At 45.8% G+C, this 25,001-nt stretch carries 25 protein-coding genes and 1 riboswitch; of the genes, 19 read left to right on the top strand and 6 right to left on the bottom strand.

Going from position 1 to position 25,001, the window contains the following annotated elements; all coding sequences use genetic code 11:
- Nucleotides 1-87: 87 nt before the first annotated feature.
- From kimA to msrA, 8 genes are all read left to right on the top strand, one after another.
- Complete coding sequence (gene kimA / locus AC6F33_RS15500; RefSeq protein ID WP_480948834.1) at nt 88-1,920, top strand: potassium transporter KimA; 1,833 nt, start codon at nt 88-90, stop codon at nt 1,918-1,920.
- A gap of 113 nt (nt 1,921-2,033) precedes the next feature.
- Nucleotides 2,034-3,167, top strand: coding sequence for an AbrB family transcriptional regulator (locus AC6F33_RS15495; RefSeq protein ID WP_500777411.1), 1,134 nt, complete (start codon nt 2,034-2,036; stop codon nt 3,165-3,167).
- Nucleotides 3,168-3,387: 220 nt separating this feature from the next.
- Nucleotides 3,388-4,416: an efflux RND transporter periplasmic adaptor subunit gene (locus AC6F33_RS15490; RefSeq protein ID WP_500777410.1), complete on the top strand. Its 1,029-nt coding sequence runs from the start codon at nt 3,388-3,390 to the stop codon at nt 4,414-4,416.
- The gene (locus AC6F33_RS15485) at nt 4,413-5,099 is read left to right on the top strand and encodes an ABC transporter ATP-binding protein (RefSeq protein WP_500777409.1); all 687 of its coding nucleotides are present in this window, start codon (nt 4,413-4,415) and stop codon (nt 5,097-5,099) included. The genes AC6F33_RS15490 and AC6F33_RS15485 overlap by 4 nt, the downstream gene beginning before the upstream one ends.
- On the top strand, nt 5,099-6,262 hold the full coding sequence (locus AC6F33_RS15480) for an ABC transporter permease (RefSeq protein ID WP_500777408.1): 1,164 nt from the start codon (nt 5,099-5,101) through the stop codon (nt 6,260-6,262). The genes AC6F33_RS15485 and AC6F33_RS15480 overlap by 1 nt, the downstream gene beginning before the upstream one ends.
- A gap of 68 nt (nt 6,263-6,330) precedes the next feature.
- Entirely contained in the window at nt 6,331-7,002 is a 672-nt protein-coding gene (locus AC6F33_RS15475) for a response regulator transcription factor (protein WP_500777407.1), read from the top strand.
- 6 nt (nt 7,003-7,008) lie between these two features.
- Complete coding sequence (locus AC6F33_RS15470) at nt 7,009-8,319, top strand: sensor histidine kinase (protein WP_500777406.1); 1,311 nt, start codon at nt 7,009-7,011, stop codon at nt 8,317-8,319.
- Nucleotides 8,303-8,836 (top strand): peptide-methionine (S)-S-oxide reductase MsrA, encoded by a 534-nt coding sequence (gene msrA, locus AC6F33_RS15465; RefSeq protein ID WP_255749026.1) that lies wholly within the window; start codon nt 8,303-8,305, stop codon nt 8,834-8,836. The genes AC6F33_RS15470 and msrA overlap by 17 nt, the downstream gene beginning before the upstream one ends.
- 79 nt (nt 8,837-8,915) lie before the next feature.
- Here the strand turns inward: msrA and AC6F33_RS15460 are convergent, their stop codons facing one another.
- The 4 genes from AC6F33_RS15460 to AC6F33_RS15445 are packed head-to-tail and all read right to left on the bottom strand — an operon-like array spanning nt 8,916 to nt 13,070.
- Nucleotides 8,916-9,692: a PHP domain-containing protein gene (locus tag AC6F33_RS15460; RefSeq protein WP_255749027.1), complete on the bottom strand. Its 777-nt coding sequence runs from the start codon at nt 9,690-9,692 to the stop codon at nt 8,916-8,918.
- A gap of 12 nt (nt 9,693-9,704) precedes the next feature.
- Entirely contained in the window at nt 9,705-10,529 is an 825-nt protein-coding gene (locus AC6F33_RS15455; protein WP_255749029.1) for an energy-coupling factor transporter transmembrane component T family protein, read from the bottom strand.
- Nucleotides 10,496-12,217 carry an ABC transporter ATP-binding protein gene (locus AC6F33_RS15450; RefSeq protein WP_255749031.1) on the bottom strand — a complete coding sequence of 574 codons (1,722 nt, stop codon included), beginning with the start codon at nt 12,215-12,217 and terminating at the stop codon, nt 10,496-10,498. Before AC6F33_RS15450 ends, AC6F33_RS15455 begins: the two co-directional genes overlap by 34 nt.
- On the bottom strand, nt 12,210-13,070 hold the full coding sequence (locus tag AC6F33_RS15445) for a DUF8171 family membrane protein (RefSeq protein WP_480948826.1): 861 nt from the start codon (nt 13,068-13,070) through the stop codon (nt 12,210-12,212). The genes AC6F33_RS15450 and AC6F33_RS15445 overlap by 8 nt, the downstream gene beginning before the upstream one ends.
- Nucleotides 13,071-13,252: 182 nt before the next feature.
- Between AC6F33_RS15445 and AC6F33_RS15440 the strand changes: the two genes are divergently transcribed.
- From AC6F33_RS15440 to AC6F33_RS15405, 8 genes are all read left to right on the top strand, one after another.
- Nucleotides 13,253-14,086: a MurR/RpiR family transcriptional regulator gene (locus AC6F33_RS15440; protein WP_500777405.1), complete on the top strand. Its 834-nt coding sequence runs from the start codon at nt 13,253-13,255 to the stop codon at nt 14,084-14,086.
- A gap of 82 nt (nt 14,087-14,168) precedes the next feature.
- Entirely contained in the window at nt 14,169-14,504 is a 336-nt protein-coding gene (locus AC6F33_RS15435) for a hypothetical protein (RefSeq protein ID WP_500777404.1), read from the top strand.
- Between the two features lie 15 nt (nt 14,505-14,519).
- The gene (locus AC6F33_RS15430; RefSeq protein WP_500778174.1) at nt 14,520-14,714 is read left to right on the top strand and encodes a helix-turn-helix transcriptional regulator; all 195 of its coding nucleotides are present in this window, start codon (nt 14,520-14,522) and stop codon (nt 14,712-14,714) included.
- 60 nt (nt 14,715-14,774) lie between these two features.
- Nucleotides 14,775-14,891: riboswitch (SAM riboswitch) on the top strand.
- Between the two features lie 131 nt (nt 14,892-15,022).
- Entirely contained in the window at nt 15,023-16,144 is a 1,122-nt protein-coding gene (locus AC6F33_RS15425) for a PLP-dependent transferase (RefSeq protein WP_480948823.1), read from the top strand.
- Nucleotides 16,137-17,324: a cystathionine beta-lyase gene (gene metC / locus AC6F33_RS15420; protein ID WP_480948822.1), complete on the top strand. Its 1,188-nt coding sequence runs from the start codon at nt 16,137-16,139 to the stop codon at nt 17,322-17,324. The genes AC6F33_RS15425 and metC overlap by 8 nt, the downstream gene beginning before the upstream one ends.
- Nucleotides 17,324-19,186: a bifunctional homocysteine S-methyltransferase/methylenetetrahydrofolate reductase gene (locus tag AC6F33_RS15415; protein WP_500777403.1), complete on the top strand. Its 1,863-nt coding sequence runs from the start codon at nt 17,324-17,326 to the stop codon at nt 19,184-19,186. Before metC ends, AC6F33_RS15415 begins: the two co-directional genes overlap by 1 nt.
- A 205-nt stretch (nt 19,187-19,391) precedes the next feature.
- Nucleotides 19,392-19,691, top strand: a complete 300-nt coding sequence (locus AC6F33_RS15410; RefSeq protein ID WP_255749037.1) for a Dabb family protein — start codon at nt 19,392-19,394, stop codon at nt 19,689-19,691.
- Between the two features lie 230 nt (nt 19,692-19,921).
- Nucleotides 19,922-20,815: a DUF1002 domain-containing protein gene (locus tag AC6F33_RS15405; protein ID WP_255749061.1), complete on the top strand. Its 894-nt coding sequence runs from the start codon at nt 19,922-19,924 to the stop codon at nt 20,813-20,815.
- A gap of 37 nt (nt 20,816-20,852) precedes the next feature.
- Here AC6F33_RS15405 and AC6F33_RS15400 read toward each other — a convergent pair whose 3' ends face one another.
- Nucleotides 20,853-21,455, bottom strand: coding sequence for a DedA family protein (locus tag AC6F33_RS15400; RefSeq protein ID WP_255749038.1), 603 nt, complete (start codon nt 21,453-21,455; stop codon nt 20,853-20,855).
- A 288-nt stretch (nt 21,456-21,743) separates the two neighbouring features.
- Between AC6F33_RS15400 and AC6F33_RS15395 the strand changes: the two genes are divergently transcribed.
- The 3 genes from AC6F33_RS15395 to AC6F33_RS15385 all read left to right on the top strand — a co-directional run bounded on the left by AC6F33_RS15395 (nt 21,744) and on the right by AC6F33_RS15385 (nt 24,480).
- Nucleotides 21,744-22,475, top strand: a complete 732-nt coding sequence (locus AC6F33_RS15395; protein ID WP_255749040.1) for a DsbA family protein — start codon at nt 21,744-21,746, stop codon at nt 22,473-22,475.
- 410 nt (nt 22,476-22,885) lie between these two features.
- Nucleotides 22,886-23,857 carry a peptidoglycan-binding protein gene (locus AC6F33_RS15390; protein WP_304654900.1) on the top strand — a complete coding sequence of 324 codons (972 nt, stop codon included), beginning with the start codon at nt 22,886-22,888 and terminating at the stop codon, nt 23,855-23,857.
- Between the two features lie 356 nt (nt 23,858-24,213).
- Entirely contained in the window at nt 24,214-24,480 is a 267-nt protein-coding gene (locus AC6F33_RS15385; protein WP_255749042.1) for a late competence development ComFB family protein, read from the top strand.
- A gap of 181 nt (nt 24,481-24,661) precedes the next feature.
- On the opposite strand, the gene AC6F33_RS15380 is transcribed toward AC6F33_RS15385, so the two are convergent.
- Nucleotides 24,662-24,904 (bottom strand): ferredoxin family protein, encoded by a 243-nt coding sequence (locus tag AC6F33_RS15380; RefSeq protein WP_480948820.1) that lies wholly within the window; start codon nt 24,902-24,904, stop codon nt 24,662-24,664.
- Nucleotides 24,905-25,001 lie beyond the last annotated feature (97 nt).

Raw genomic sequence — 25,001 nt, 5'->3', positions numbered from 1 at the left:
GCAATAGATCTTGTGGAAGATTGCCAAAAATCTATTCTCATTCACTTCAAAGAGTTAAGTAATACTGCATGAAGAAGGGGCACATTTATGTTAACGAAATTAAAACGGCTGCTGATCGGCAGGCCGCTTAAGTCAAATGAATCGCACAATCAAAAATTAAATAAATTCAAAGCCTTGGCTGTTCTGTCCTCTGATGCACTTTCTTCGGTTGCTTATGGACCTGAGCAGATCCTAATAGTTTTGATGGCAGCAGGAAGCAGTGCACTCTGGTTTTCCTTACCGATTTCTCTTGGCGTTCTCATTCTTTTAATTGCACTCGTTTTGTCGTATCGACAGATTATTTTTGCCTATCCGCAAGGCGGCGGAGCCTATATGGTTGCAAAAGAAAACCTTGGCACTAACTTTGGTCTTACTGCAGGAGGAGCACTGCTCGTTGACTATATTTTGACGGTAGCAGTTAGTGTTTCAGCAGGTACGGATGCGATTACTTCAGCATTTCCATCGCTCCATGAGCATGCCGTTTTGGTTGCTGTCATTATCGTCATTTTGATCACGATTCTGAATTTGCGAGGATTAACGGATTCGGCAACACTATTGTCTTATCCGGTTTATTTCTTTGTACTCATGATGCTGCTGGTCATTGGCGGCGGACTTTTTGCTGCATTGACCGGACATACTGTTCCCATGCATCAACATGCGGCATTGGGTACGCCGGTGATGGGAGTCAGCCTGTTTCTTTTGCTGCGTGCCTTCTCGTCAGGATGCTCTGCACTGACTGGTGTCGAGGCAATTTCTAATGCTATTCCGAGCTTTAAGGATCCCGCACCCAAGAATGCTGCTCGGACGCTTCTCATGATGGGCGGCGTGCTTGCGGTACTTCTGGCCGGAATCGTTTATCTTTCCTATTGGTACGGCGTTCATCCGGAAAGTGATCAGACGGTGCTTTCTCAGCTGGCGGGCAATTTGTTCGGACGCAATCTTTTTTATTACATTATTCAAGTGTCCACGGCATTAATCTTGATTCTCGCCGCGAATACCGGCTACTCAGCATTTCCGCTGCTCGCATTTAATTTAGCGAGGGATAAATATATGCCGAGACCGTTTAAGGTCAAGGGAGATCGATTGGGTTTCTCCAACGGTATTTTAACTTTAGGTGCTCTTTCGATTGTGCTCATTATTATTTTTGAAGGAAGAACGGAAAATCTGATTCCACTCTATGCAGTTGGTGTGTTCATTCCGTTTTCACTCTCACAGACGGGTATGATTGTCCACTGGCTAAAGAAACGGCCAAAGGGCTGGCAGGGCAAACTGATGATCAACTTGCTCGGAGCATTAATTTGTTATCTGATTCTTGCTATATTCTTTTTGACGAAATTTCCGCAAATCTGGCCCGTACTGATTTTTGTGCCGATTGTGGTTACTGTTTTTCATAAAATCCATGAACATTATATGCTTGTTGCCGAACAGCTGCGGGTTGATTTTTCCGAGCCCGTGCCAATCGTTCATGCGTCCGACAATATCATTGTTGTGCCGGTTGCCGGAATTACAAAAGTCGTAGAGCAATCATTGACGTACGCTAAATCACTATCCGGTAATGTCATTGCCGTATTTGTCGGCGACAGCCCGGCAGCGATCAATAAAATGAATCAGGAATGGAATGAATGGAATCCGGGGGTTAGGCTAATTGCGCTTCATTCACCATATCGAAGTATTGTCAGTCCGCTTGATAAATTTATCACCACTGTAAAATATAAAGCAGATAAGCAGGGAGCTACAGTAACCGTGGTATTCCCGCAGTTTTATACAAAAAAATGGTGGCAGAGCCTGCTGCATAATCAATCTGGTGTTCTGATCAAAGCGAGTCTGATCCGTCACAAAGATGTTGTTATTGCAACGGTTCCCTATCATTTTAAAAAATAAATCATTGATTTCCTTGGCGCGGCAGCAAACCGCGTCAATTTTTTAATTAAATGTGTTCATCAATCAGCGTGATAGAATATTGCTATACTAAGCTTTTAAAGAGGAGGAAGAAAATGAGGTCAAGCCTAGCATTAAGCGGAAGAAACCTAGTTTTTATCATGATTTGCAGCGCCGGAGGCTTGATGCTTACTTTGGCAGGACTTTCAATCGGATGGATGATTGGAACCTTGATCATGGCAGGCGCGCTTTCACTGTTGAATCCAAGGTGGATCAGGCGGCTTTGTACTGAAAAAGGGATGGAGAGTTATTGGTTGAAGGCCGGCCAGCTCCTGCTTGGTGTGCAGATCGGAATGCAAGTCAATGGATCAATCCTGGATGCATTGCGCCATGGATGGCTGCCGATTATCATCATGATCTTAACCTCCATTGCTTTATCTCTTGCAAGCGGATTTACTTTATTTCATTTCAGTAAGACGGATCTCAGTACAAGTCTCTATGGAACAACACCCGGAGGATTGTCTTCGATGGTGGGCATTGCGGCAGACAGCGGGGCGAACATGGCAGTTGTCAGCATTATCCAGACAATGAGGGTGATCCTAGTTGAAAGCACAGTGCCAGTCCTTGTATCCATTTGGAATGCACCGGTTCAAGCAAAGCCGGCGGCTGCTGAAGTTGTGAAAACGCTGAATCCGGCAACCGCTGCAGGACTCTTTCTGCTCATCATAATCGCTGTAATAAGTGCTTGGTTGGGGAAAAAAATAAAAATGCCCGCCCCTTGGCTGCTCGGAAGCATGATCGGTGCCGGTGCAGCGCAGATCGTGTTTGGCGTGGCAACAGCGAATGCTTTGCCCGTGTGGCAGCCGCATCTTCTTGTGATCGTGGCTCAAATCACGATTGGTGCATGTGTCGGCGCACGGCTGAAGCGAAGTATGTTTTTGGACGTTGCTCGGATTGCTTTTGTGGGACTTATGGGCTCAATCGGACTGACGGCAGCCATGTTCCTCTGCGCTTTGCTCGTGTCGGGTCTAACCGGAATTGACCCGGTTACATCGATTCTGGCCTTTGCACCGGGCGGCATTGACGTAATGGCGGTAACATCGGAGGCACTCCATGCCAATTCTACTTTTGTGGTTGCAGTGCAGGTATTGAGAGTGCTTGCCATCTGTACACTTCTTCCGCCGTTTTTCAATTTGTTGAACCGTCACCGCGCACAAACAGAGCTGTCATCAAAAGCCTCATCAGAATGAAGCTGCTTTTTCCATATGAGACACCAATAGGGCTGCCTTCAGTTGCGCCTATGGTGTAAAACTCCGAATCGAACTACCTTACTTAATTTCGAGTCGCTTGGATCGAATAGGTTCCTCAGGACACCATCAGCTGTTTTTAAATCCTTAAGCAAATTTTAAGAATCCCCCCTTAAACTGAAGTCCATAACAAAACATCTGAAGTAGTGAAGGGGTTTGGATAATGAAGAAGATCTGGATTTTAATTCTTGTTGTAGTACTTGCTATTGGAGGGGGAGGAGCATTCTGGTATTTCACGAGGGACAAGTCCTCGGATAATCAAACCATGATTCCGACAACCACGGTTCAGAAAGGCACGATCTCCACCGATGTCAGCGGATCCGGATCATTAGAACCGACTGTTGATAAGGACGTGACGATTGACGCGGATGACGCCTCGAAAACGGTTTACAGCGTTTCTGTCGCAAAAAATGATAAAGTGGAAAAAGGTGACAAACTGCTTACCTTTACAGACGGTACAACGCTTGTAGCTCCTAAATCAGGTACTGTAACAAGCTTTACAGTTTATGCAGGTGATCGCGTAAATGCCGGACAGACGGTCGCTCATTTAAAGAGCTATGATGATCTGAGCACGGTACTTTCTATTGACGAACTGGATATTCCGAAAATTAAAACCGGACAATCCGTCTCCGTTGTCGTTGCTGCTTATCCGAAAAAAACGTTCAGCGGGAAAGTGACGTCAATCGCTAAGGAAGGCAGTGATACAAATGGAACCTCTTCTTTTGATGTAACGGTGCATTTATCCAAATCAACCGGACTTAAACCAGGCATGACAACGACAGCAAATATTGTTCTTGAAAAGAAAACAAATGTTCTATATTTACCATCGGGTGCTGTACATCAAAGTGGTGACGGCTATTATGTATATTTGTCTTCCTCAAATTCAAATAGCAGCGGTGAGGAAGCATCGGGCCGCTTCAGCAATGTGGAAACAACAAGGGGCAAGCAGCAAACGGTGACGGTCGGTATTCATAATGATCAATATATCGAAATTAAATCCGGTCTTCAGGAAGGACAGACCGTCCAATTAAATGCGATCACCAAATCATCCGGTACCTCTTCATCATCGTCAAGCAGTCAAACTCAAATGACACCTTCCATGAATGGTGGCGGCTTCGGAGGCGGACAAGGCAGCTTTGGCGGCGGTACTGGCGGGACTCGTAGTGGAAACGGTGGTGGAACGCGGCCATGAGTGAAGTCATGATCTCGATGAGCAAGATTGAGAAGACCTATAAATTAGGCGACAATATCGTTCATGCTCTGGATCATATCGATCTTACTATTGAGGAAGGTGCTTTTGTTTCCATTGTCGGGCCTTCCGGATCGGGTAAATCCACACTCATGAATATGATGGGCTGTCTCGACAAACCAGATGCAGGCGAATACACTCTGGGCGGCAGTCACATTGATAGCCTTAAGGATCGCGATTTAGCAGAAATCAGGAATCGAAAAATCGGCTTTATTTTTCAGAACTTCAATCTTCTTGGAAAATTGACTGCGGTTGAAAATGTGGAAATGCCGCTGCTCTATCGCGGCGTTAAGGCAAAAATTAGGCGAGCCCGTGCCTTGGAATGCTTGAAACTGGTCGGGCTTGAAGAACGCGCAACGCATCTTCCCAACCAGCTTTCAGGAGGTCAGCAGCAACGTGTAGCCATTGCTCGCGCACTCGCCGGGCAGCCGCAAATTTTACTTGCCGACGAACCGACGGGGGCACTGGACAGCAAGACCAGTGAAGACATTATGAAGCTGTTGACCACTCTGAATAATAGCGGACGCACGATTGTGTTGATCACCCATGATTTGAATGTGGCAAGAAAGGCAAAACGAACAGTCAGCATTCGTGACGGCAGGCTTCAGGAAGGTGAACATATCTGATGAATCTTTTTACTTCGATAAAAATGGCTGTGCGCAATATCCAGGGAAATAAAATGCGCTCATTTTTGACCATGCTCGGTATTATTATCGGCGTCTCCTCGGTTATCGCTCTACTAGCCATAGGACAAGGTTCCAGCAAGTCGGTTGCCGACAGTGTCAATAGTCTTGGAACCAATCTTATAACAGTGAACATTACAAATACGGATACTCATTTCACAATGGATAATTTGAAAGAGGTCAAGCAGGCGACCGGCGTGAAATCGGTGGCACCGGTACTAAGCGGGAGAAGTACGCTGCGCAACGGCAGCACAACCTCCCAGGTCAGTGTGACCGGGACAACCTCCAGCTATTTATCGATCAGACAACTCACTGTCAAACAGGGACGATTTGTTTCCTCATTGGATAATAAATTCCGCCAGAAAGTCGTTGTTCTAGGTAGCGATCTGGCAACGACCCTTTTTGAAAATGAATCACCGATCGATAAAAAAGTATTGATTGACGGTGAAAGCTATCTGGTCGTCGGTGTCCTGAACAGCAAGGGCGGATCAATGGGATCGAGCAGTGATGATGCGGCTTTTCTCCCATTTTCGACTGCGCAGCGGCTGATCGGTACGACTTATATTACGCAGTTTTATGCACAAGCTGAGAGTCAGGACTCTGTAAATTGGGCAATGGCGGGCATTTCTCGCGTGTTGAGCCAAACCTACAGCGATTCAGATGATTACAGTGTTGTTAATCAGCAAGATGTAATGGAAGCGATGAGCTCGGTCACCAGCACGATGACGATGCTACTTGCCGGAATTGCAGGCATCTCATTGCTTGTCGGCGGCATCGGCATCATGAATATCATGCTCGTATCGGTTACGGAACGCACGCGGGAGATCGGCATACGCAAAGCGATCGGAGCGAAAAGAAAAGATATTATGCTTCAGTTCCTGATTGAAGCAGCCGTCCTCAGTATGCTCGGCGGACTTTGCGGAGTCGGTATCGGCGTTCTGGCTGCGAAGATTTATGCGCTGGCTGTAGGAGGGACCATTGTCTATTCACTGCCGATTATGGCAGCAGCGTTCCTGTTCTCGGCGGTCGTCGGCATTGTGTTTGGCGTATTTCCGGCCTATAAAGCGTCAAAACTTAATCCGATTGAGGCCCTTCGTATGGAGTGAGCCATTTTCAATAAAGGTTTGTTATGTTGTACAATAAGTGCAGGAATGAGAAATGTGAGGTGTTGACGATGAGGCTGCTGGTTGTTGAGGATAATCACTATCTACTTCAAGAAATTGTCCGCTTGCTCGCAGATGAGTATACGGTCGACTCGGCGGAGGACGGCGACGATGCACTGTATTTAGCGGAGCAGAATATATATGATGCGATTGTTCTTGATGTGATGCTTCCTGGGATGAATGGTTTTGAGGTCACAGAGCGGATTCGAAAAAAAGGAGTAGCAACGCCGATTATTTTTCTTACGGCGCGCGACGCCGTCGATGACCGTGTGAAGGGGCTGAACTTGGGCGGCGATGATTATATGGTCAAGCCGTTTCAGAACCAGGAACTAAAGGCACGAGTGGCTGCAGTCTTGCGTCGCAGTTCGCCGATGGCACTTGACCATATCCTTCACTATAAGGGCATTGAGATTGACAACAAACGCAAACAAATTAAAGTCGATGGAGAAATTCTTTCGTTTACGACAAAACAATATGATTTACTTGAATATCTGGTGCAGAATGAAGACCAAATACTCACCCGGGAGCAGATTTTTGACCGGATTTGGGGCTTTGATTCGGATACAACGGTAGGTATTGTCGAGGTCTATATCCATCAACTACGAAAAAAATTGAAGAAATACGGCTATGACTCCGATATCCAAACTGTCCGCGGTATCGGTTATATGATGACGGATAAGTGATTGCCTATGACACTTTTTCGCAGGACGCTTATCAAATTAACGATTTTGAATTCAATACTGCTGATTTTGCTACTCAGTATCTTAAGTGGGACCATTTATTTCTATGAACAGGGCGTGACCTTTCGAGACAGTAATAAGATGCTGAGAGATGCATTTTCAGGAAAAGTAAAGCTGTTTCTTCGAGGCCCCATGCAAGGGCAAGGAGCAATGGTGCAGCGTCTGCGCGACAATCCTCGATTAAGATGGGTGATCGCGAGCAGCACCAATAAGCAAATTGTATCAAGTATGGACGCCTATCCGGGCACTGAAGAGGCAAAAATTTTTTTTAAACCTTTCTTAAAGACGACTTCTGGAACCATTGTTGAAAAGAAGGCACACGGAAATTATTATCACTTGTTGGTCAAAACCGGGAAAGTCGATGGTCAATCACTTAAGATTATCTTCAGCGTTGACGTGACACCGGAGAAAAATTTGTTAAACACGCTAAGTATGATCATTGTTTATGGGCTTATTGGCGGAGCAATTGTCTCTGTTGTTGTCGGCTATTTCCTTGCGAGGTACGCGCTTCGACCGGTTGAAAAGGCATGGGATCGGCAAAATCGCTTTGTAGCCGATGCGTCACATGAGTTGCGTACACCGCTTTCGATTATCCAACTGAAAATCGAAGGTCTGCTTCGGCAGCCGCGGCAAAAGGTTCAGGAGGTCGGCGAGGATATTGCGGTCATGCTTGACGAGACGCGCAGGCTGTCCAAACTTGTCGGAAATCTGCTGACCTTGGCGCGTTCGGACGCGAATAGGCTTGAAGTAAGTTTGGCTCCGCTTGACTTGAGCGCGGTACTGAGAAAGGTAACCGAACCCTTCTCGGAAATGGCAGAGTTCGAAGAGAAATTCTTCATACTTGACGGGGCGGACGATCCCATTTACATTAATGGTGATGAACAACGTGTGCATCAGCTGCTTGTCATCCTTTTGGATAACGCGATGAAATTTACGCCAAAGGGTGGAAAGATTACAGTTGCATGCGCGCGGGAGAACAAGTCTGCCCGGCTGACCGTATCCGACAGCGGATGCGGAATATCAGAACAAGATGCCAAACACATTTTCGATCGGTTCTATCAAGTGGACAGCGCGCGTACCGGTCAAAAAGGTACCGGTCTCGGTCTATCGATTGCCGAATGGATCGTGGCAAAGCATCGCGGGAAGATTGATGTAGAAAGCGAGCTCGGTAAGGGGACGACATTCAATGTGCGGCTTCCCTTGGTGAAAAATGAGCCGGAGCAGCAAGAGGGAGAAAAAGCAGATGACAGTAAATCTTGATACGGCGACCTTTGCCGGAGGATGCTTTTGGTGCATGGTTAAGCCGTTCGATACATTGCCGGGAATTGAAAAAGTCGTTTCCGGCTATACAGGCGGTACGGTTGAAAATCCGTCCTATGAGCAGGTGAAAACCGGAACAACCGGCCATATGGAAGCCATTCAGATACTTTTTGATCCTGAATTGTTTCCGTACGAAAAGCTTCTCGAATTATATTGGACTCAGGTCGATCCGACCGATGACGGCGGGCAGTTTTTTGATCGCGGCGACAACTATCGGACCGCGATTTTCTATCACAATGAGGCGCAAAAGAAGGCGGCAGAGCAATCCAAAGCAGATTTAGCCGTGAGCGGACGTTTTATCAAACCGATCGTGACTCGAATTCTTCCTGCGGCACCGTTTTATCCAGCGGAAGAGGAGCACCAGAAGTTCTACCAAAAGCACCCGGACCGTTACAAGGCTGAACGTGTGGAATCCGGCCGCGATGCGTTTATTCATGAAACATGGGAAAAACGTTAATTACGAACAATTATATAAAATGAAAGAAACCTTCCATGTCTTAATGACAGGAAGGTTTTTTACTGCAATTGCATTTAATTTAATTAATGTGAAGCGCATTTTCTTTCTCAAGCAGTTGTTTCACCAATTTTTTAATTATAGTGGCTGATTTAACACGTAAAGACAGGTCATCCGATATATGAATGGCATAGGCGCCATTGCCTATTGCTGCTTTAAGCTGATCAATCGTCGTGCAGTCATCGCGTAATGTGTTGATCACCGTTCCGTATTGCATGAATTGGTGAGTGTCGCTGCCCCCGGTTACGGGCAGACCAAGTGAACGCGCGAACGGATAAACTTTATTTTGGTTCTCTTCGATGCCCAGCGTATACAGATCTTTTCCATTCAGATCCAGAGCGTCGAGCCGCTTGAGCTGCTGCGGTGCATGCTGAGTCAGAGGGGTCGCCGGGCGAAACGGATGCCCACCGATTTTCAGTACGTTATACTGTTCAGCTAGATCCATCAGCTCACTGAATGGCAGGAACTTGTCCTTGCTTAAATGATGCTTCAGCGTTTGAAACATGGAACGAAGGTTTTCGCGGCGGCTGATTAAGAGGATATGGCCGACTTCGCGAACATCCACTTCCATCCCCGGGAAAATCTTCAGACCGTCCGCGTCATAATAATCTTGAACGTAATCATAGTTTTCGTCCAGGTAGTTGTAGACCGTCTCAAGACTGGATGTATTGAAGTGCTCGGTTAGTGCGATGGCGTCAAGCCCGGCAAGCTTTGCCTCATGAATCATTTCTTTAAAATAGTCCGGGGAAAAATCGGACTTCTTTGCAACTTTAACATGGGTATGAAAATCAATATTCACGTACTCGGCCTCCTAAAATTGAACATAATGACTTGAAATGAAGATCGACATTAAATACAGAACAGAAATTAGCAAAAAGAAATAATCGTTTTTACCGATCCTCAATTTTGCCAGCTTAAGTTTTTTCACTGCTGGATTTCTAAATGCATATTGACCGCCCTTGGTTTCCAGTGCTTCAACGGTTGTCCGCGCACGCTTGGCCATGCTGAGCAGCAGTGGATAGAAGGACTTGACCGCCAGTTTAATAAAATAGATCACTGTTCGAAAGTAGAAAAGTCCATGTTTTTCGGGACTTTTTCCACGCAGGCGATAGGACATGAAAATGTGATTATATTCTTCAAACAAGGTCGGCAGCATTCGGTAGCCGTAGGAGATACTGAACGATACCTGACCCGGTACGCCGATGCGAAGCAGGCCCTCACCTAATCGCTCAGGACTCATCGAACAGAATGCGGTGATACTGGCGAGTGAAATGACTGATAGTTTCATGGTCAACGTGAGGAGTGGGACAATAATCCCCAAGTTGCCTCCGAAAAAAAACGATGCAATAAGCAGGTAGCCGCTTTCGCCAAGTAATCCCATGATTAAGATGAAAATAATGAGCCGACTGACTTTAGTCATAATCGTTGTGCCAATCACAAAGACCAGCATGCCGGCGAGTATCATTTTGCTATAGATGAACCACGGAGCGATCCCAAAAAAGGTGTACCAAAGGAACAAGGTCCGCGGATCCAGCTTTGCGATCAGCGTTCGGTCATTGCCATAGGCTGTATTCAGCAACTCAATCTTAATCTGTTCGAAGCTTAATTTATCTGCGAAGCTTTTTGCAGCGGCCATTCTTCTGGCACCTCCTTAAATCGATTGATAAAGGAATCAACCGAATAGTCAACCGGATCGACGTTCAATGCGAGACTGAGCGTAACGATTTGCGGGGGGACAAGTCCGGCTTTATCCATCAGCGCCGGGTTTGAAAAGAGTTCCTCTTTGCCGCCGTCAAAAATGATCTGCCCATGATGGAGCACAATAACGCGCGTCGCCCATTCGCTGACAAGCTGCATGTCATGGGTGGCGATCATGACAAGATCGATCTGTTCCTTTAATTTCAAGATGAATTGTGTCAGGTGCTTTCGTGTTGCCATATCAAGGCTGGCAGTCGGTTCATCAAGCAGAATGACCGACGGATTCATGGCGGCACCGATTGCAAGTGATGCCCGGCGCTGTTGTCCGCCACTCATCAGACGGCTGTCTTTGTCCTGCAGGTCGACTAAATCGAACTGCTCCAAAATCTCATCAATTTTGTTTTCATAGTCCTTGATTTTTCTCGCCTTTGGGAAAAAGGCAACGTCTTTTTTTACTGAATCGTCAATGAACATCTGCTCAGGATTCTGATAGATATAGGCGACGTGATCCGCCATTTTTTCCGGTGTGCATGAAGCGACGGATTGCGAGCGGACGGTGAGCGTACCGCTTTCCGGTTTTTTGACGCCGGTGATCAGCCGGAGCAAGGTTGACTTGCCCGCACCGTTGTTGCCGACAATGGCGACCTGTTCGCCTTTGAATAGTGAAAGATTAATATTCTTTAAAACCTGCGCTTGTTTCTTATTCATCGATTTATAAGAAAAGCCGACCTGATCAAATCGGATGACCGGCTCTTCCTGAGCCTGTACGGGCTCAGGCTTTGTGACAGATGGCGTGCTTCGCGGAATCATTTCTTTGAAAAAAGCAACCGCTTCGTTTAAGGTGATCGGCACGTGATCGGCACCGAGCCGGCTGGCAGCCTGGGCTGCCTGAGGCGGGTAAATGTTCAATTCTGTTAATAGATCGACTTCAGACAGCGCTTGACGCATCGGCCGTTTCCAAATGACTGATCCCTTATTCAGCAGAAGAACCGTATCGCAGTATTCAGCGATAAATTCGGTATGGTGTTCAATCGATATGATTGTTTTTCCATACTGTTTATTCAACTTTTTCAAAACCTCATAGATCTCTTTGGCATGATAAGGGTCCAGTTGCGCCGTTGGCTCATCGATGACAATGATGTCTGGATTCATTGCCAGACAGCCGGCGAGTGCGAGCAAATGCTTTTGTCCGCCGCTCAGTTGCCAAACAAATTCATCCGCCAAATGGGCGAGCCCGACGAGTTCCAGTGCCCGGCGACCACGCTGCAAGTAATCCTCCATGCCGAAATTAAGCGGAGCGAACGAGGCATCTTCCAAAACACGCGCCTGAACAAGCTGATTTTCAAAGTCCTGGAATACATAGCCGACATGGCAGGATAGATCGGCGACGCTGCTGTTGAGTATATTCAATCCGTTTACAGTTACGGAGCCCTCAAAATCTCCGGTGTAAAAATGGGGAATCAACCCGTTAAAGAGCTTGCACAGGGTTGATTTTCCACTTCCGTTGCTGCCGATTACCGCAAGAAACTCGCCTTTTTCAACGGATAAGTTCATTTTTTTTAAAACCGGATGTTCGGCGCCTGGGTATTGAAAGGTCACGTTCTCCACATGAATGAGTTCATTCATTGGCCATACTGCGCTTCGCTTTGTTTTTTCCTGTAACAAGTACAATGATGGTGATCAGGGCAACGACAGCGGCTGCGGCCAGACTGATCCAAATTGCCGTGTCTCCAAATTCTGCTTCCCATTCAAAGATATCAATCCCGGCTTCAGACAGGAACTCGCATCCCATCGCGACAGCCGAAAGCAGGACACCGATGATGATGAAACGTGGTTTAAGGATGCCGCTGATCGGATATTTGGTCTTGTTATCGCGCGGCTTCATGCCGAGCAGCGGTTCGATTTTTCCATACAAACGCGGAACGAGGTAGAGCGTTGGCAGGAGGGCAAATAGGATCCCCGAGAACAGCACGTCATTCAGGAATGAGAAGCCCTCGATTGCAACTACACTTTGAGGAAGACCGGAAACGGCTTCAAAGTCATCGACGCCGATCCAGACCTTGGTAATATCTGAAATCATATTGAGAAATTGGTGAATAATCACACCGGTCATTGCGGCAATGCCGACTTGAACCCGGCTCTTGGGATTGTTAACGATGATTCCGGCAACATACATCGCCAAGGTGAAGATGACCAGTTTCTCTATTTCTCCGAAACCGCTGAACTGACCGAGCATCACTTCGCCGAAAATAACTTCACCGACAGATGCGCCGATTGCGGCATAGAAAGGATGGAACAGGATGCACAGCGTCAAAGGAATAAATGCGAAGTACTCAATTGAGAAATTAACAGGTCCGATATTTACTTCCGGTACAAGTTCGGTAATCATGTTGGATAATCCGTATAAAGACATCGACAAGATAAAAACCATCATTTTCTGGGGCTGGGTCAGCGTGTAGCGTTCTTTGATTTGCGTCATTGGTGTCCCTCCTGAATTTTAACTTCTCTTGTAGTATAGAAAATCACTGTTAATGAACCGTGGGAATCATGTGAATCTAGTGTAAATAAATTATTATTTTCTATAATAATGTAATTTTATTTTCATAGAACTGCGAAATCAGCGACGCTAATGCTATGATGAAAGCAAAAAAAGGTGATCTCATGAGTCGCAGTCCCATTAATATCAGCCTGCTTTCGCCGACACATCTGAAAATTGCCCAATGGCTGCAGCACAATGAATCAGCAGTTATGCTGTTGACTGAAAAAGAAATCGCTAAAGAATCAGGAGTGAGCATTGCCTCTGTTTCCCGTTTTTGGATGATGATTGGGTTTAAAAATTTGAAAGATTACAAGCGGAAATTAAGAGAAGATCTTGAAATTACGCCGGCAAAAAAAATGATGAACACCATTGACGATCTTGAACACACCAAATTACAGATTCATCATTTGAATAAGAGTGTCCAGCTCCTGCAGGTGACGTTGAATCATTTCAACAAGGCTTATTTCGAGCGTGCGGTTACTTTGATTCAGGAAGCGAAGAAGCTCTATATTTATGCTCCGGGACCATCGATCGGCCTTGCGGAATTGCTGAATTACCGGTTGGCTCGGTTTGGCGTAACGGTTGTTATCCTGCGCAAATGGGGGAGCGAGCTGCTCGAGGATTTGGTCCATATTGACAAAAACTGCGTCGTGTTGATTTTTGCTTTTTCACGAATATTAAAGGAAGGAGACGTGCTGCTGGATTATGGAGCATCAGCAGGCTATCGGACGATTGTCATTACCGATCAGCCGGTGCTTCGGACGCATCATGCCTTCGATGCTCTTTTGTTTGCGAGTCGAGGAGAAAAGGATGAATTTCATTCCATGATTGCAGCGACTTACCTAGTTGAGAATCTGATCTTGTCGCTCAGTGAGAAACAGCAAGACAAAAATATGCAGAGATTGGATCAATTGAGCGCTTTGAGAAAAAAGTATAAGGATGACTTGCCAAGATGAGTATGTAAAAAGTATTTGACACCCCTGAGGTATTCCACATATAATGATGTCAAAAGTATTTTACATAACGAGGTGTCTTGACATGTCGGATTTCATTAAAAGCTCACTGCTTGAATGGAGTGTATACGCTTTACTCGGACTTATCCTGTTTTTCGTGATTGATTGGCTGACCGGAGATGGGCTTGTTTTTTCAGGACGCACTCAGGATGAACGAAAGCAGATGATTAAAAGGAAATCAATTGTCAGCAGCTGGCTTGCGCTCTTAATGCTTTTTGCTGCTGATTTCGTGCGGGATTATTTTCACCTAGGAACTGTTTCTGGACTGTCCCTAAAATATCCGGCGGGGTTTTATTTAGTTGCGGCGCTTGCAAGCTATTTTATTTTTTACGCGTTTAACAGCTGGAAAATGAGAGCCTGAGGTTGGGAGCACGAAATTGTGAAAAATCAGATTCGCGAGCTGCGGGTTACATTAAAACTCTCGCAGGATGAACTCGCAAAAAAATGCAATGTATCAAGGCAGACAATTAACGCGATCGAAAACAATAAATACGATCCGACATTGAAGCTTGCGTTTCGCCTTGCGCATGTGCTGAATAAACGAGTGGACGAACTTTTTCTAAATGAATAAGGTCTTGAAAAAATAGGCGCACTAGTGTACACTAATCAACAACTGAATGAGACATTTTGATTCTTATCAAGAGAAGCCGAGGGACTGGCCCGATGACGCTTCAGCAACCGTCGCTGATTTACGAATGGCGACAAGGTGCTAATTCCAGCAGGCTGCGTGCGGCCTGAGGGATAAGAAGATACCGGCAAACCAAGCCTTCTTCTTATTGCGAAGAAGGCTTTTTATTTTACCTATTTTTGAATTGTATAAGCGACTCACGATCTATCTGGTGAACTTAAATGTATTTGTTTTGAAGGGAGAATGGCGACATGGCATCGTATAAGACAGAAACAAAATTAACACAAATCGGGAATGGTTTTGATGAATTGGGTGCAGTCAACGCGCCAATTTATCTATCTACCGCTTATAAACATGAAGGAATCGGCATCTCAAAAGGCTATGACTATACGCGCACGGGCAATCCGACACGATCTATTTTGGAGAAGGCAATTGCCGATATAGAAGGCGGTCAGGAGGGCTTTGCCTGCAGCTCAGGAATGAGCGCGATTCAGCTCGCTTTTTCATTATTCAGCTCGGGGGATCATATTATTGCTTCAAGAGATCTCTATGGCGGTACCTTCCGCTTTTTTGAGATTCTGAGTAAGCAGTACCATCTCTCATTCTCTTATTGGGACGGCGAAAATCTGGGTGAATTAGCTGATCTTGTCTGTCCGGAGACAAAAGCAATTTTCATTGAAACACCAACCAATCCGTTGATGCACGAGGTTGATCTATCGGCAATCGCAAAGATTACGAAAAAAAATGAATTGCTGCTTATCGTTGACAATACATTTTACACACCGATTCTGCAACGCCCGATTGAACAGGGAGCCGACATTGTCGTGCACAGTGCAACAAAATATTTGGCCGGACATAATGATGTGCTTGCAGGTCTTGTGATCTCAAATCGAACAAAAGTTACTGAGAAACTGCGACTCTATCATAATTCATGTGGCGTGGTTCTTGATCCGTTTGATTCGTGGCTTCTGATACGTGGCTTGAAAACGCTCGCCCTGCGTATGCGCCAGCATCAGGAGAACGCACGCAAGATTGTTGCCTATCTCGAGAAGCAGCCGCTTGTGACCAAGGTGCTTTATCCAGGCAAAGGCGGAATGGTCAGCTTTGAATTAACCGCGCCGGATTATGTCGAACCTTTTCTCAAATCGCTGCACTTGATCACCTTTGCCGAAAGTCTCGGTGGTGTTGAAAGTCTGATTACCTATCCGGCAACGCAGACTCATGCAGATATTCCCGAAGCTCTGCGTCTTGAATACGGCCTGTCTAATTCATTGCTTCGTCTTTCGACCGGTATTGAGCACCCGGACGATTTGATTAGCGATTTGAATCAAGCATTTCAGACGTTAAAAGAAGAGGTGACCGCACATGAGTGAATCGATTCATTTTTCTACCAAACTAATAAAAGAAACGGTTGCTGTCGATCCACAAACAGGGGCGGCAAATGTGCCTGTTTATTTATCATCAACCTTTCATCAAAAGGACTTTGATCATTATGGTAAGTATGACTATACACGGTCCGGAAATCCAACGCGTGAAGCACTTGAAGATGCGATTGCTGCCTTGGAAGGCGGCGTTCGCGGGTTTGCATTCGCGTCTGGAATGGCTGCGATTTCTACGGCATTTTTACTCCTTTCTGCGGGTGATCACGCCATTGTTCCGAAGAATGTGTATGGAGGTACCTTTCGGATTCTGACCCAGGTCCTCGGTCGTTTCGGAATTGATCATACGTTTGTCGACACAACAAACCTTGATGAGGTAGAGCAGGCAATCCGTCCAAATACAAAGGTGATCTACGTGGAAACACCGTCCAATCCGACGCTGGCCGTGACGGATATTCGAGCTGTTGTCAAACTAGCTAAAGCGCATCGATGTTTGACCTTCGTTGATAACACCTTCATGACTCCTGTATTCCAGCGACCGCTCGAACTTGGGGCGGATCTTGTCCTGCACAGTGCGACGAAGTTTATTTCCGGACACAGCGATGTCGTTGCCGGTCTTGCCGTTGCGCGCACGGAAGAGCTTGCAGATAAAGTCTATTTTCTCCAAAATGCGCTTGGTGCCGTTCTTGGTGTTCAGGATTCCTGGCTGCTCCTCAGGGGTCTGAAAACCCTTGACGTCCGTATTCGCAAATCAGCGGATTCGGCGCAGCGTGTCGCCGAATTTTTCACGACGCAATCGGAAGTCCGCAACGTATTTTATCCAGGTCTGTCTGATCACCCCGGATCCAAACTCCACGCTGAGCAGGCAGCTTCAGGCGGCGCGGTTCTGTCGTTTGAGTTGGAAGACGAGGCAGCCGCGCGCACCTTTGTCAATCATGTAAAGCTGCCCGTATTCGCAGTCAGTCTCGGTGCGGTGGAATCGATTCTCTCGTATCCGCCGAAAATGTCGCATGCAGAGTTGAATGAGGAAGAGCGTGAAAAGGCAGGCATCGGAAGCGGACTTTTGCGCTTATCAGTAGGCCTTGAGGATGCTGAAGATCTTATTCGCGATTTCAGTAATGCACTTGATTTTGTGCGAAATCATGAGAAGGTGACCGTAAGGAGCGTAGATTAATGAAGCAATCGATTCGTGATGAATTAAAAAAACGAATATTGATCGGTGACGGCGCGATGGGCACGCTGCTTTACTCGTATGGAATTGACCGATGTTTTGAGGAACTCAATGTCTCTCAGGCTGAAGAAGTGAAGCATGTTCATGAAGCGTATATTAATGCAGGCGCCGATGTGATCCAGACGAATACCTATGGAGCAAATCAAATCAAGCTCGATCGATATGGACTGAAGCATGAGGTCACTGTTTTTAATCGCGCGGCGGTGAAGCTGGCTAAGGAAGCGGCAAAACCGGAAACCTATGTACTTGGCACAATCGGCGGTATTCGCGGGTTCCAAAAGCAATCACTGGCTATTGAAGACATTCGCGCAGGATTCAGTGAACAAGCATATGCATTGCTTGATGAAGGTGTCGACGGACTATTACTTGAGACTTATTACGACTTTGATGAACTTCGGGAAATGCTGAAGATTGCACGCAAGATGACCGATCAGCCGATCATTACGCATGTGTCGATGCAGGAGCCGGGCGTATTGTTAAATGGAATGGCACTTTCAGAAGCGTTAAGGGAACTGGAAGCACTCGGCGCAGACGTTGTAGGCACGAACTGCAGGCTTGGTCCATTCCATATGATTGAAGCGCTGCGCGGCATTCCGCTGCCGAAAAAAGCATTTCTTTCTGCATATCCGAACAGCAGTCTTCCTGATTACCGCGAAGGCAAGCTGCATTATGAAAATGAGCCTGAGTATTTCAGAAAATATGCGGCCGATTTTCGTAATGAAGGCGTTCGGCTGCTCGGCGGCTGCTGCGGCACGACACCGGTGCAGATCCAAGCCTTCAAACAAGGCATTGCAGAGCTTGAACCCCTAGAGTCGAAAAGGGTTGCAGAACGGCCTGAAGTTATTAAAGTGAGCGGCCATGATGCGGTTCCCGATTCGCCGCTTTATAAAAAGGTCATGAGCGGACGATCCATATTTGTTGAATTTGATACCCCGCGTCACTTGAATACCGATCACTTTTTTAAAGGAGTCAAAGCACTTGAGGAGGCGGGAGCAGACGCGATTACAATGGCCGACAACTCGCTTGCCTCGCCGCGAATCAGCAATGCTGCAGTCGGCAAGCTGATTAAAGAACGGTTCAGTGTTTCTCCGCTTGTACACCTTACCTGCCGAGATCGGAATCTGATCGGGTTGCAGTCGCATTTGCTCGGCTTGCACGTGCTCGGTTTGCATGATCTTTTGGTGGTCACCGGTGATCCGACGAAAATCGGAGACTTCCCCGGTGCAACCTCGGTATACGATGTGTCGTCAATGGAACTGATTAAGCTGGTCAAACAGTTCAATCGCGGTATTTCATACTCTGGAAAAAGTCTGAAGCAACCGACTCATTTCCGGGTGGCAGCAGCCTTCAATCCAAATGTGCGTAATTTGGATCGCGCCGTACAGCGTTTGGAACGCAAAGTGGAATGCGGTGCCGATTACTTTATCTCGCAGCCTGTTTTCGATAAGGAGCGAATCATCGAAATCAGTGAAGCAACGCGAAATCTCGCTGCACCGATCTATATTGGCATTATGCCGCTGACCTCAAGTCGCAATGCTGAATTTCTTCATAATGAAGTGCCGGGAATCCGACTGCCCGACGATGTTCGTGCTCGAATGGCTGCTGCTCAAGGAAAAGAAGAGGCACGCCGCGTAAGTCTGGACATTTGCCGTGAATTGATCGATACTGCGATGGAACATTTCAGAGGCATTTATTTGATCACGCCGATGACCCATTACTCAATGACCGTTGAATTGGTTCGATATATTAAGGAAAAAGAACAGAAACGCGCAGTACAAGGCAAAGGCGCAAGTGCAATTCTTTAAGATTCAATACTGAAATTCTTAAACAAATGATGAGAAGAAGACATGATCTGAGCAATCACCATGTTTTCTTTTTTTTTGTTTGCCTGAAAAAAAGAAAAAATCATTCATCTGTGTGAAGATCTTTAAAATAAGCATGTACAGATGAAAAAAATGCTATCATAGGAACAGACGAGTGTTAGAGAACATGTTGAAGAGAGGGTTATTGATGATTGAACATATTGTACTTTTCAAATTCAGTGACGAAACAACCGAAGCGCAAAAAGAAGAAGGCGCACGCAGACTGCGCGAATTAAAGGATAAACTGCCGGGTATTCTTGATATCCAATCCGGACAGAATTACTCGACACGCGGCAAAGGCTATTCAATGGCGCTGACCACGCGTTTCCGTTCCAAGAAAGACCATGAGTTCTATACACCGTCACCTGAGCATCAGGCTTGTGTTTCATACCTGAAAGAAGTCGGACTTGTGGATTCTCTTGCGATTGATTTCGAAATTGCGGAATAAGTGAACTTTTGTTTCGAATGTGAGCCTGAAAGGAGTAGACAAGACTTGTTTCGGGCTCGATTTTTGCGGTTCATGAGGCAGATTTGTCAGTTGATCCGGCAGTAGTTAAGCAGGCACATTTTCTAATATGACGTTCAAATAGAATGGATTGCAGCGAATAGAATTAGGATAGATCTTTTGGGAGCGGGCCAACTTCGTTCTCGCATCCCGGAAAGGAATTCATGATGAATATGAAAAAAATGAGTATGATTGTTTTTGCGGCGATACTCGCAATTTCAGTTTTTATGCCGGCGAAGGCATCTGCAGATGCTGTGACCGGTGACGTCGTGGTGACCCTAGGTGCAAATTTAACGGCGGCACAGAAACAGTCGATTTTGAATGAGATGGGCGTGGATCCTGATTCTGCTCAGATCATTACGGTCAATAACAGTGAAGAACATAAATATCTTGATAACTATTTATCTTCGGCACAAATCGGCACACGTGCACTCAGCTCGTCGAAGATTACGATTGGGAAATCAGGCTCGGGTTTGACCGCGAGCACGCATAATATTACTTATGTATCTAAAGATATGTACATCAATGCACTCGCGACAGCCGGCGTGAAGGATGCCGATGTTTATGTGACGGCGCCGTTTCCTGTGTCAGGAACTGCTGCACTGACCGGTCTGATCAAGGCATATGAAGCCAAGACCGGTGAAGTGATTCCTGAAGCGAAAAAACAGGTTGCTAATGAGGAAGTCGTTACAACGGCCGAACTTGCAAATCAAGACGGAGTCGGCAAACAAAAGGCTGCAGATCTCGTCACAGCCATAAAGGATAACCTTGCTAAGAACAAACCGCAATCAAGAGCAGATGTCGAACAAGCGGTACGCGACTCGGCTAACCAAGTAAATGTGAAGCTGAGCGACGCGGATATCCAGAAGCTTGTGGATCTTTTCGATAAAATGCGCACCTTGCATATTGACTGGGGTCAGGTTGGAAGTCAGATGCAGCAGCTCAAGGATAAAGTCAATCAGCTTGCGAATTCCGGCGAGACCAAAGGATTTTTAGCAAAGGTGTTTCAAGCGATTGGCGACTTTTTCTCCTCCATTTTTAATGCGATCGCATCGTTGTTTCAATGATTAATCGTGCAAAATAAGTGGCCTTTACATCGGCCGCTTATTTTTTCTTTTTAAATTGTATGATCGTAATAATGATAAATCCGACGAATAGAACAACGCCGACTAAAATAAAATGGAACAAGCCTAAACCAAGAAAGTGGTGAATCTGATTGCCCATAAAGTAGCCGAGCATGAGAAAAAGAGATGACCAAATTAGAGCTCCGAGCACGGATGCGGGAAGGTACGACGCAAAACGCGCACGACTGAGTCCGGCTAAATAAGGATTAATCTGGCGGATGCCGGGAATAAAATAACCGGCAATAATAGCGAGAACAGTGTGACGCTGGAACCGATCCTGAGCAACTTTCCACCGTTTCGGAGTCAGACCGATATATTTCCCGTACCTCATCATAAACGGTTCGCCAATGTAATAACCGATGAGGTAGGCACTGACCATTCCCGAGGAGGCACCCAGAACCGCCATGAGAATGCAGAGTGTGAGGCTGAGCTGGTAATCAGTAGCGGAAATCTGAGAAAGGGTTACGCCGACAAAGAGCAGGAATGATTCTTCTGCAGCGGGAATGCCGATCAATCCGCAAAACAGAAAAAGAAAAACAAAAAAATATCCGTATGTATAAAATAATGTCTGAATGTGTTCCATAATGTGTCCCCGCTTAATGATCTGAAGTCACTGATGACACGTTTCATCAACAGCATGGTCAACACCTGCAATTATTATAGCAACTTTTAACAATCTCAATGGTTTCAAATTAGAGGTTTGGGAAATAAATGAAACTGATTACTAGCTGAATGGACAGGCGACCTGTTATCATAAAGTATCGAAGACGTTTCCCATTGAATGTCGGCAGACAGCCAATAACAGGAAACAAATTAAAGATACATAATCATCCGCAGACATCCGGCGAATAGAACTATGAGAGGTGAGACAATGTCAGACACTAAGCGTCCCTCAAAAGGGACCAATGATCCAAAGAAAGGTCGAATTGTCATTTTCAGTTCGATCGTTGTCATTGTTTTGATTGCGGCAATTGCAGTCATGATCTTCAGTAATCTGAGTCACAAAGAGGCGAAACCGAAAAAACAGCCGACGCACCGCACGGAACAGACGACGCGCATTGACTATCAAGGTCAGCCCTTTATCGGCAGCAGTAATGCCCCTGTGAAAGTGACGGTATTTTCGGACTATCGTTGTCCTTACTGCAAGCAATTTGAGGAAACGGTGGTTCCTAAGCTTGAAAAAGAGTATATAAAAACTGGAAAAATCAGCTTGTACTTTATCAATTATACGGTACTTGGTTCCGGATCCGTTTTGGCCGCAAATGCTTCTGAGGAAGTGTATCATCAAAATCCGAAAGCGTTCTGGGCGTTCCATAAAGCGGTTTTTGACGCGCAAAAGAGTGAGAAGGAACAATGGGTAACAAAGAAACTGCTCACCGACATTGCCAAGAAGACGGTTCCATCCATAGATTTAAAGGCATTCCAAAATGCCTTGGATACTAAATCACGCCAAGATGATGTGGACAAAGATGAAGCGATTGCCGAATCACTAGGTGTCCCGGGGACCCCGGCCATTTTTGTCGGCGACAAGATGCTTGAAGACGGACTGAATTATGATCTTTTGAAGCAGTCAATAGACAGCGCGCTGGAAAGCAGTAAATAACCATACAGAGCCCTGAGAGACGATCACGCGTTTCTCAGGGTTTTTAATTTTCTTACTGAAAAGTCGATGGAAGATATGCAGGCAGACATTAAAATTGTAACGAACCTAGGGAAATCATAACGTATTTCGACTCACCTGCTGAATAACGGCCTCACCTGCTAGATAATCGATTCACCTGTTTAACTTTTCCCGTTCTATGATGAGCAGTTTGTATTCACTATGCACTCCCACAATGATTAGTTCTCGTGGTCAGATGGTTCCTATCTTTTGATGCTTCATCCCGGCAAAACGTCGTACTTTGAACAAGCTGAGACGTGCAAATGGCCAGTCCTGTCATCTAAATGTAAAGTATGTTCCTCAGGCCCAGTTCATAGTAGTAAAGAAGAGGTCAAAGATGGGGGGAGACATCAATGTATTATAGCGGGACTGCACTTGCAAAAAGCGTTGCCGTGGCGACAACCTTTACATCCACATTCATTATCCTGCCGCCTTTTGCAGCTGCACACCTGAACAATGACACCGTTCTCACGAAAGGGATGCACAGTGATGAAGTGAAGACCATACAGTCGATCTTAAAAGCGACAGGTGAATATCCTCTGACTAAAACGAACGGGTATTTTGGATCTAATACGGAAAAAGCAGTGGAGCAATTCCAAAAAAATAATGATCTCAATGTCGATGGCGTGGTTGGGACTCAGACGAAAGCAGCACTTATTGAGTATATTAATAAGAATATGGATCTATTATCGAGAGGCTCGAAAGGTAATGAAGTCGCCTATCTTCAACAGATGCTGAAAGCTGTCGGATTCAATGATCTGCCTGTTGACGGCTATTTTGGCGAGAAGACAGAAAATGCTGTGCGCACACTGCAAAAGGTGAAGGAAATTAATATTGATGGTATTGTTGGACCGGAAACCTGGGGAAGCATTGAGAAGCTGCTTCGCAACCCGCAGCCGTTGCCAAAACCGGTTAAAGCAGCACCTGTGAAAACGGAAAACGTGCAACAGCCTGAGAAAATCCAAAGCAAATCGGCACAGGCACCTAAGGCGAAGCAGACACGCGTGATCCGAAAGTCGGAGACGGTTGCTGCGGTTAAGGAGTTCTATGCGAACAGTACCGCTTATACGGCACGCTGTAACGGCTGCTCCGGAACGACAGCGACAGGAATCAATTTGCTGCAAAATCCGAACGCCAAGGTGATCGCTGTCGATCCGTCCGTTATTCCGCTTGGAACAAAGCTCTATGTGGAAGGCTACGGATACGCCGTTGCCGGAGATACCGGGGGAGCAATTAAAGGCAGAAAAATTGATGTATTCTTCAATGATAATTCATCGGCTCTCCAATGGGGGCGCCGCACGGTTAAAGTTAAAATTCTTGAATAATGATCGGATACAATTGAAAGAAGGCGTTGCCGTTACTGGTAACGTCTTTTTTCAGGTTCGTACAAACCTATTGAGTGAATTTTTGCGCCGAAGAGGAAATCCAAGCCGCCTACTGCCCCTTTTAAAATGTATCCTAAGAGCCATATATCCAGTCTGGTATCTTTTTAGGTTTCTGCGTGTCCCTGGATAGCTGATCCGCTAATTAAAGGGTTGATATCATCAAAGAAAAAAATACTGGAATATAATACCAAATTATCTTGAGCGAGCTTTAGTTGTGTGCTACGATTCGGTGGTAGAGCAATATGTCTTTTTTACGTGCAAACATATGATTTTGTTTGATGAAAGAAGGATTAACCATGAATGCAGTACATAATGTCATGGAAGCGGCAGTAGAGGATCTTTTGGATCAACAGTGGGAGAATTTATCAATTTCATGCCACTGCGAGACATGTAAACTTGATGTATACGCATTGAGCCTGAATCGGCTCAAGCCTCATTATGTCAGAGATCAGTCAGGAAGAATGTATGCGAAAGCAAGTTTGATGACCACTCAGGCACGGGCAACAATTTTAACGGCAATCACGGAAAGTGCCAAAGTAGTGTCCGCTTATCCGCATCATTAACGGTCGCATCCGCAAATCATTGTCATAGGATTGGGCTTCTTAAACGCTATGTCTTGAACTCATAGTTATGGATTGGCTCGATCCCCATGTGCTTATCCCAACTAAATAAATAGTTCGTTGAATGATAAAAAGCAAAACCCCCGCTGCGTATGAAGAGCAGCGGGGGTTTCGTATCTGAGGATCAAGATCTCGATTTGAAGAAATCGCGATTGATCTGAATGTATTTCTGTTCCTTTTCCGGTACTTCATCTTCCGGGAAAATTGCTTCGACTGGGCAAACCGCTTCGCAAGCGCCGCAGTCAATGCAGACATCGGGATCGATATACATTTGTAACTGGTCTTCTACGATACAATCTACAGGACATGTTTCGATACACTCACCTGCTTTTTCATTTTCGCAGGCTGACGTAATGACGAATGCCATGAAGAGGAGCTCCTTTCAAAATGGAAATCTTTAACCATAATAACTAACACTATTATGAACAATTTTTGAACAAAAAACAATCGTTTTCATAGATGAT

The organism is Sporolactobacillus sp. BBK16-2, from assembly GCF_059878335.1.
The sequence above is the reverse complement of the archived record's forward strand: the minus strand, read 5'-3'. Positions and strand labels throughout refer to the sequence as shown.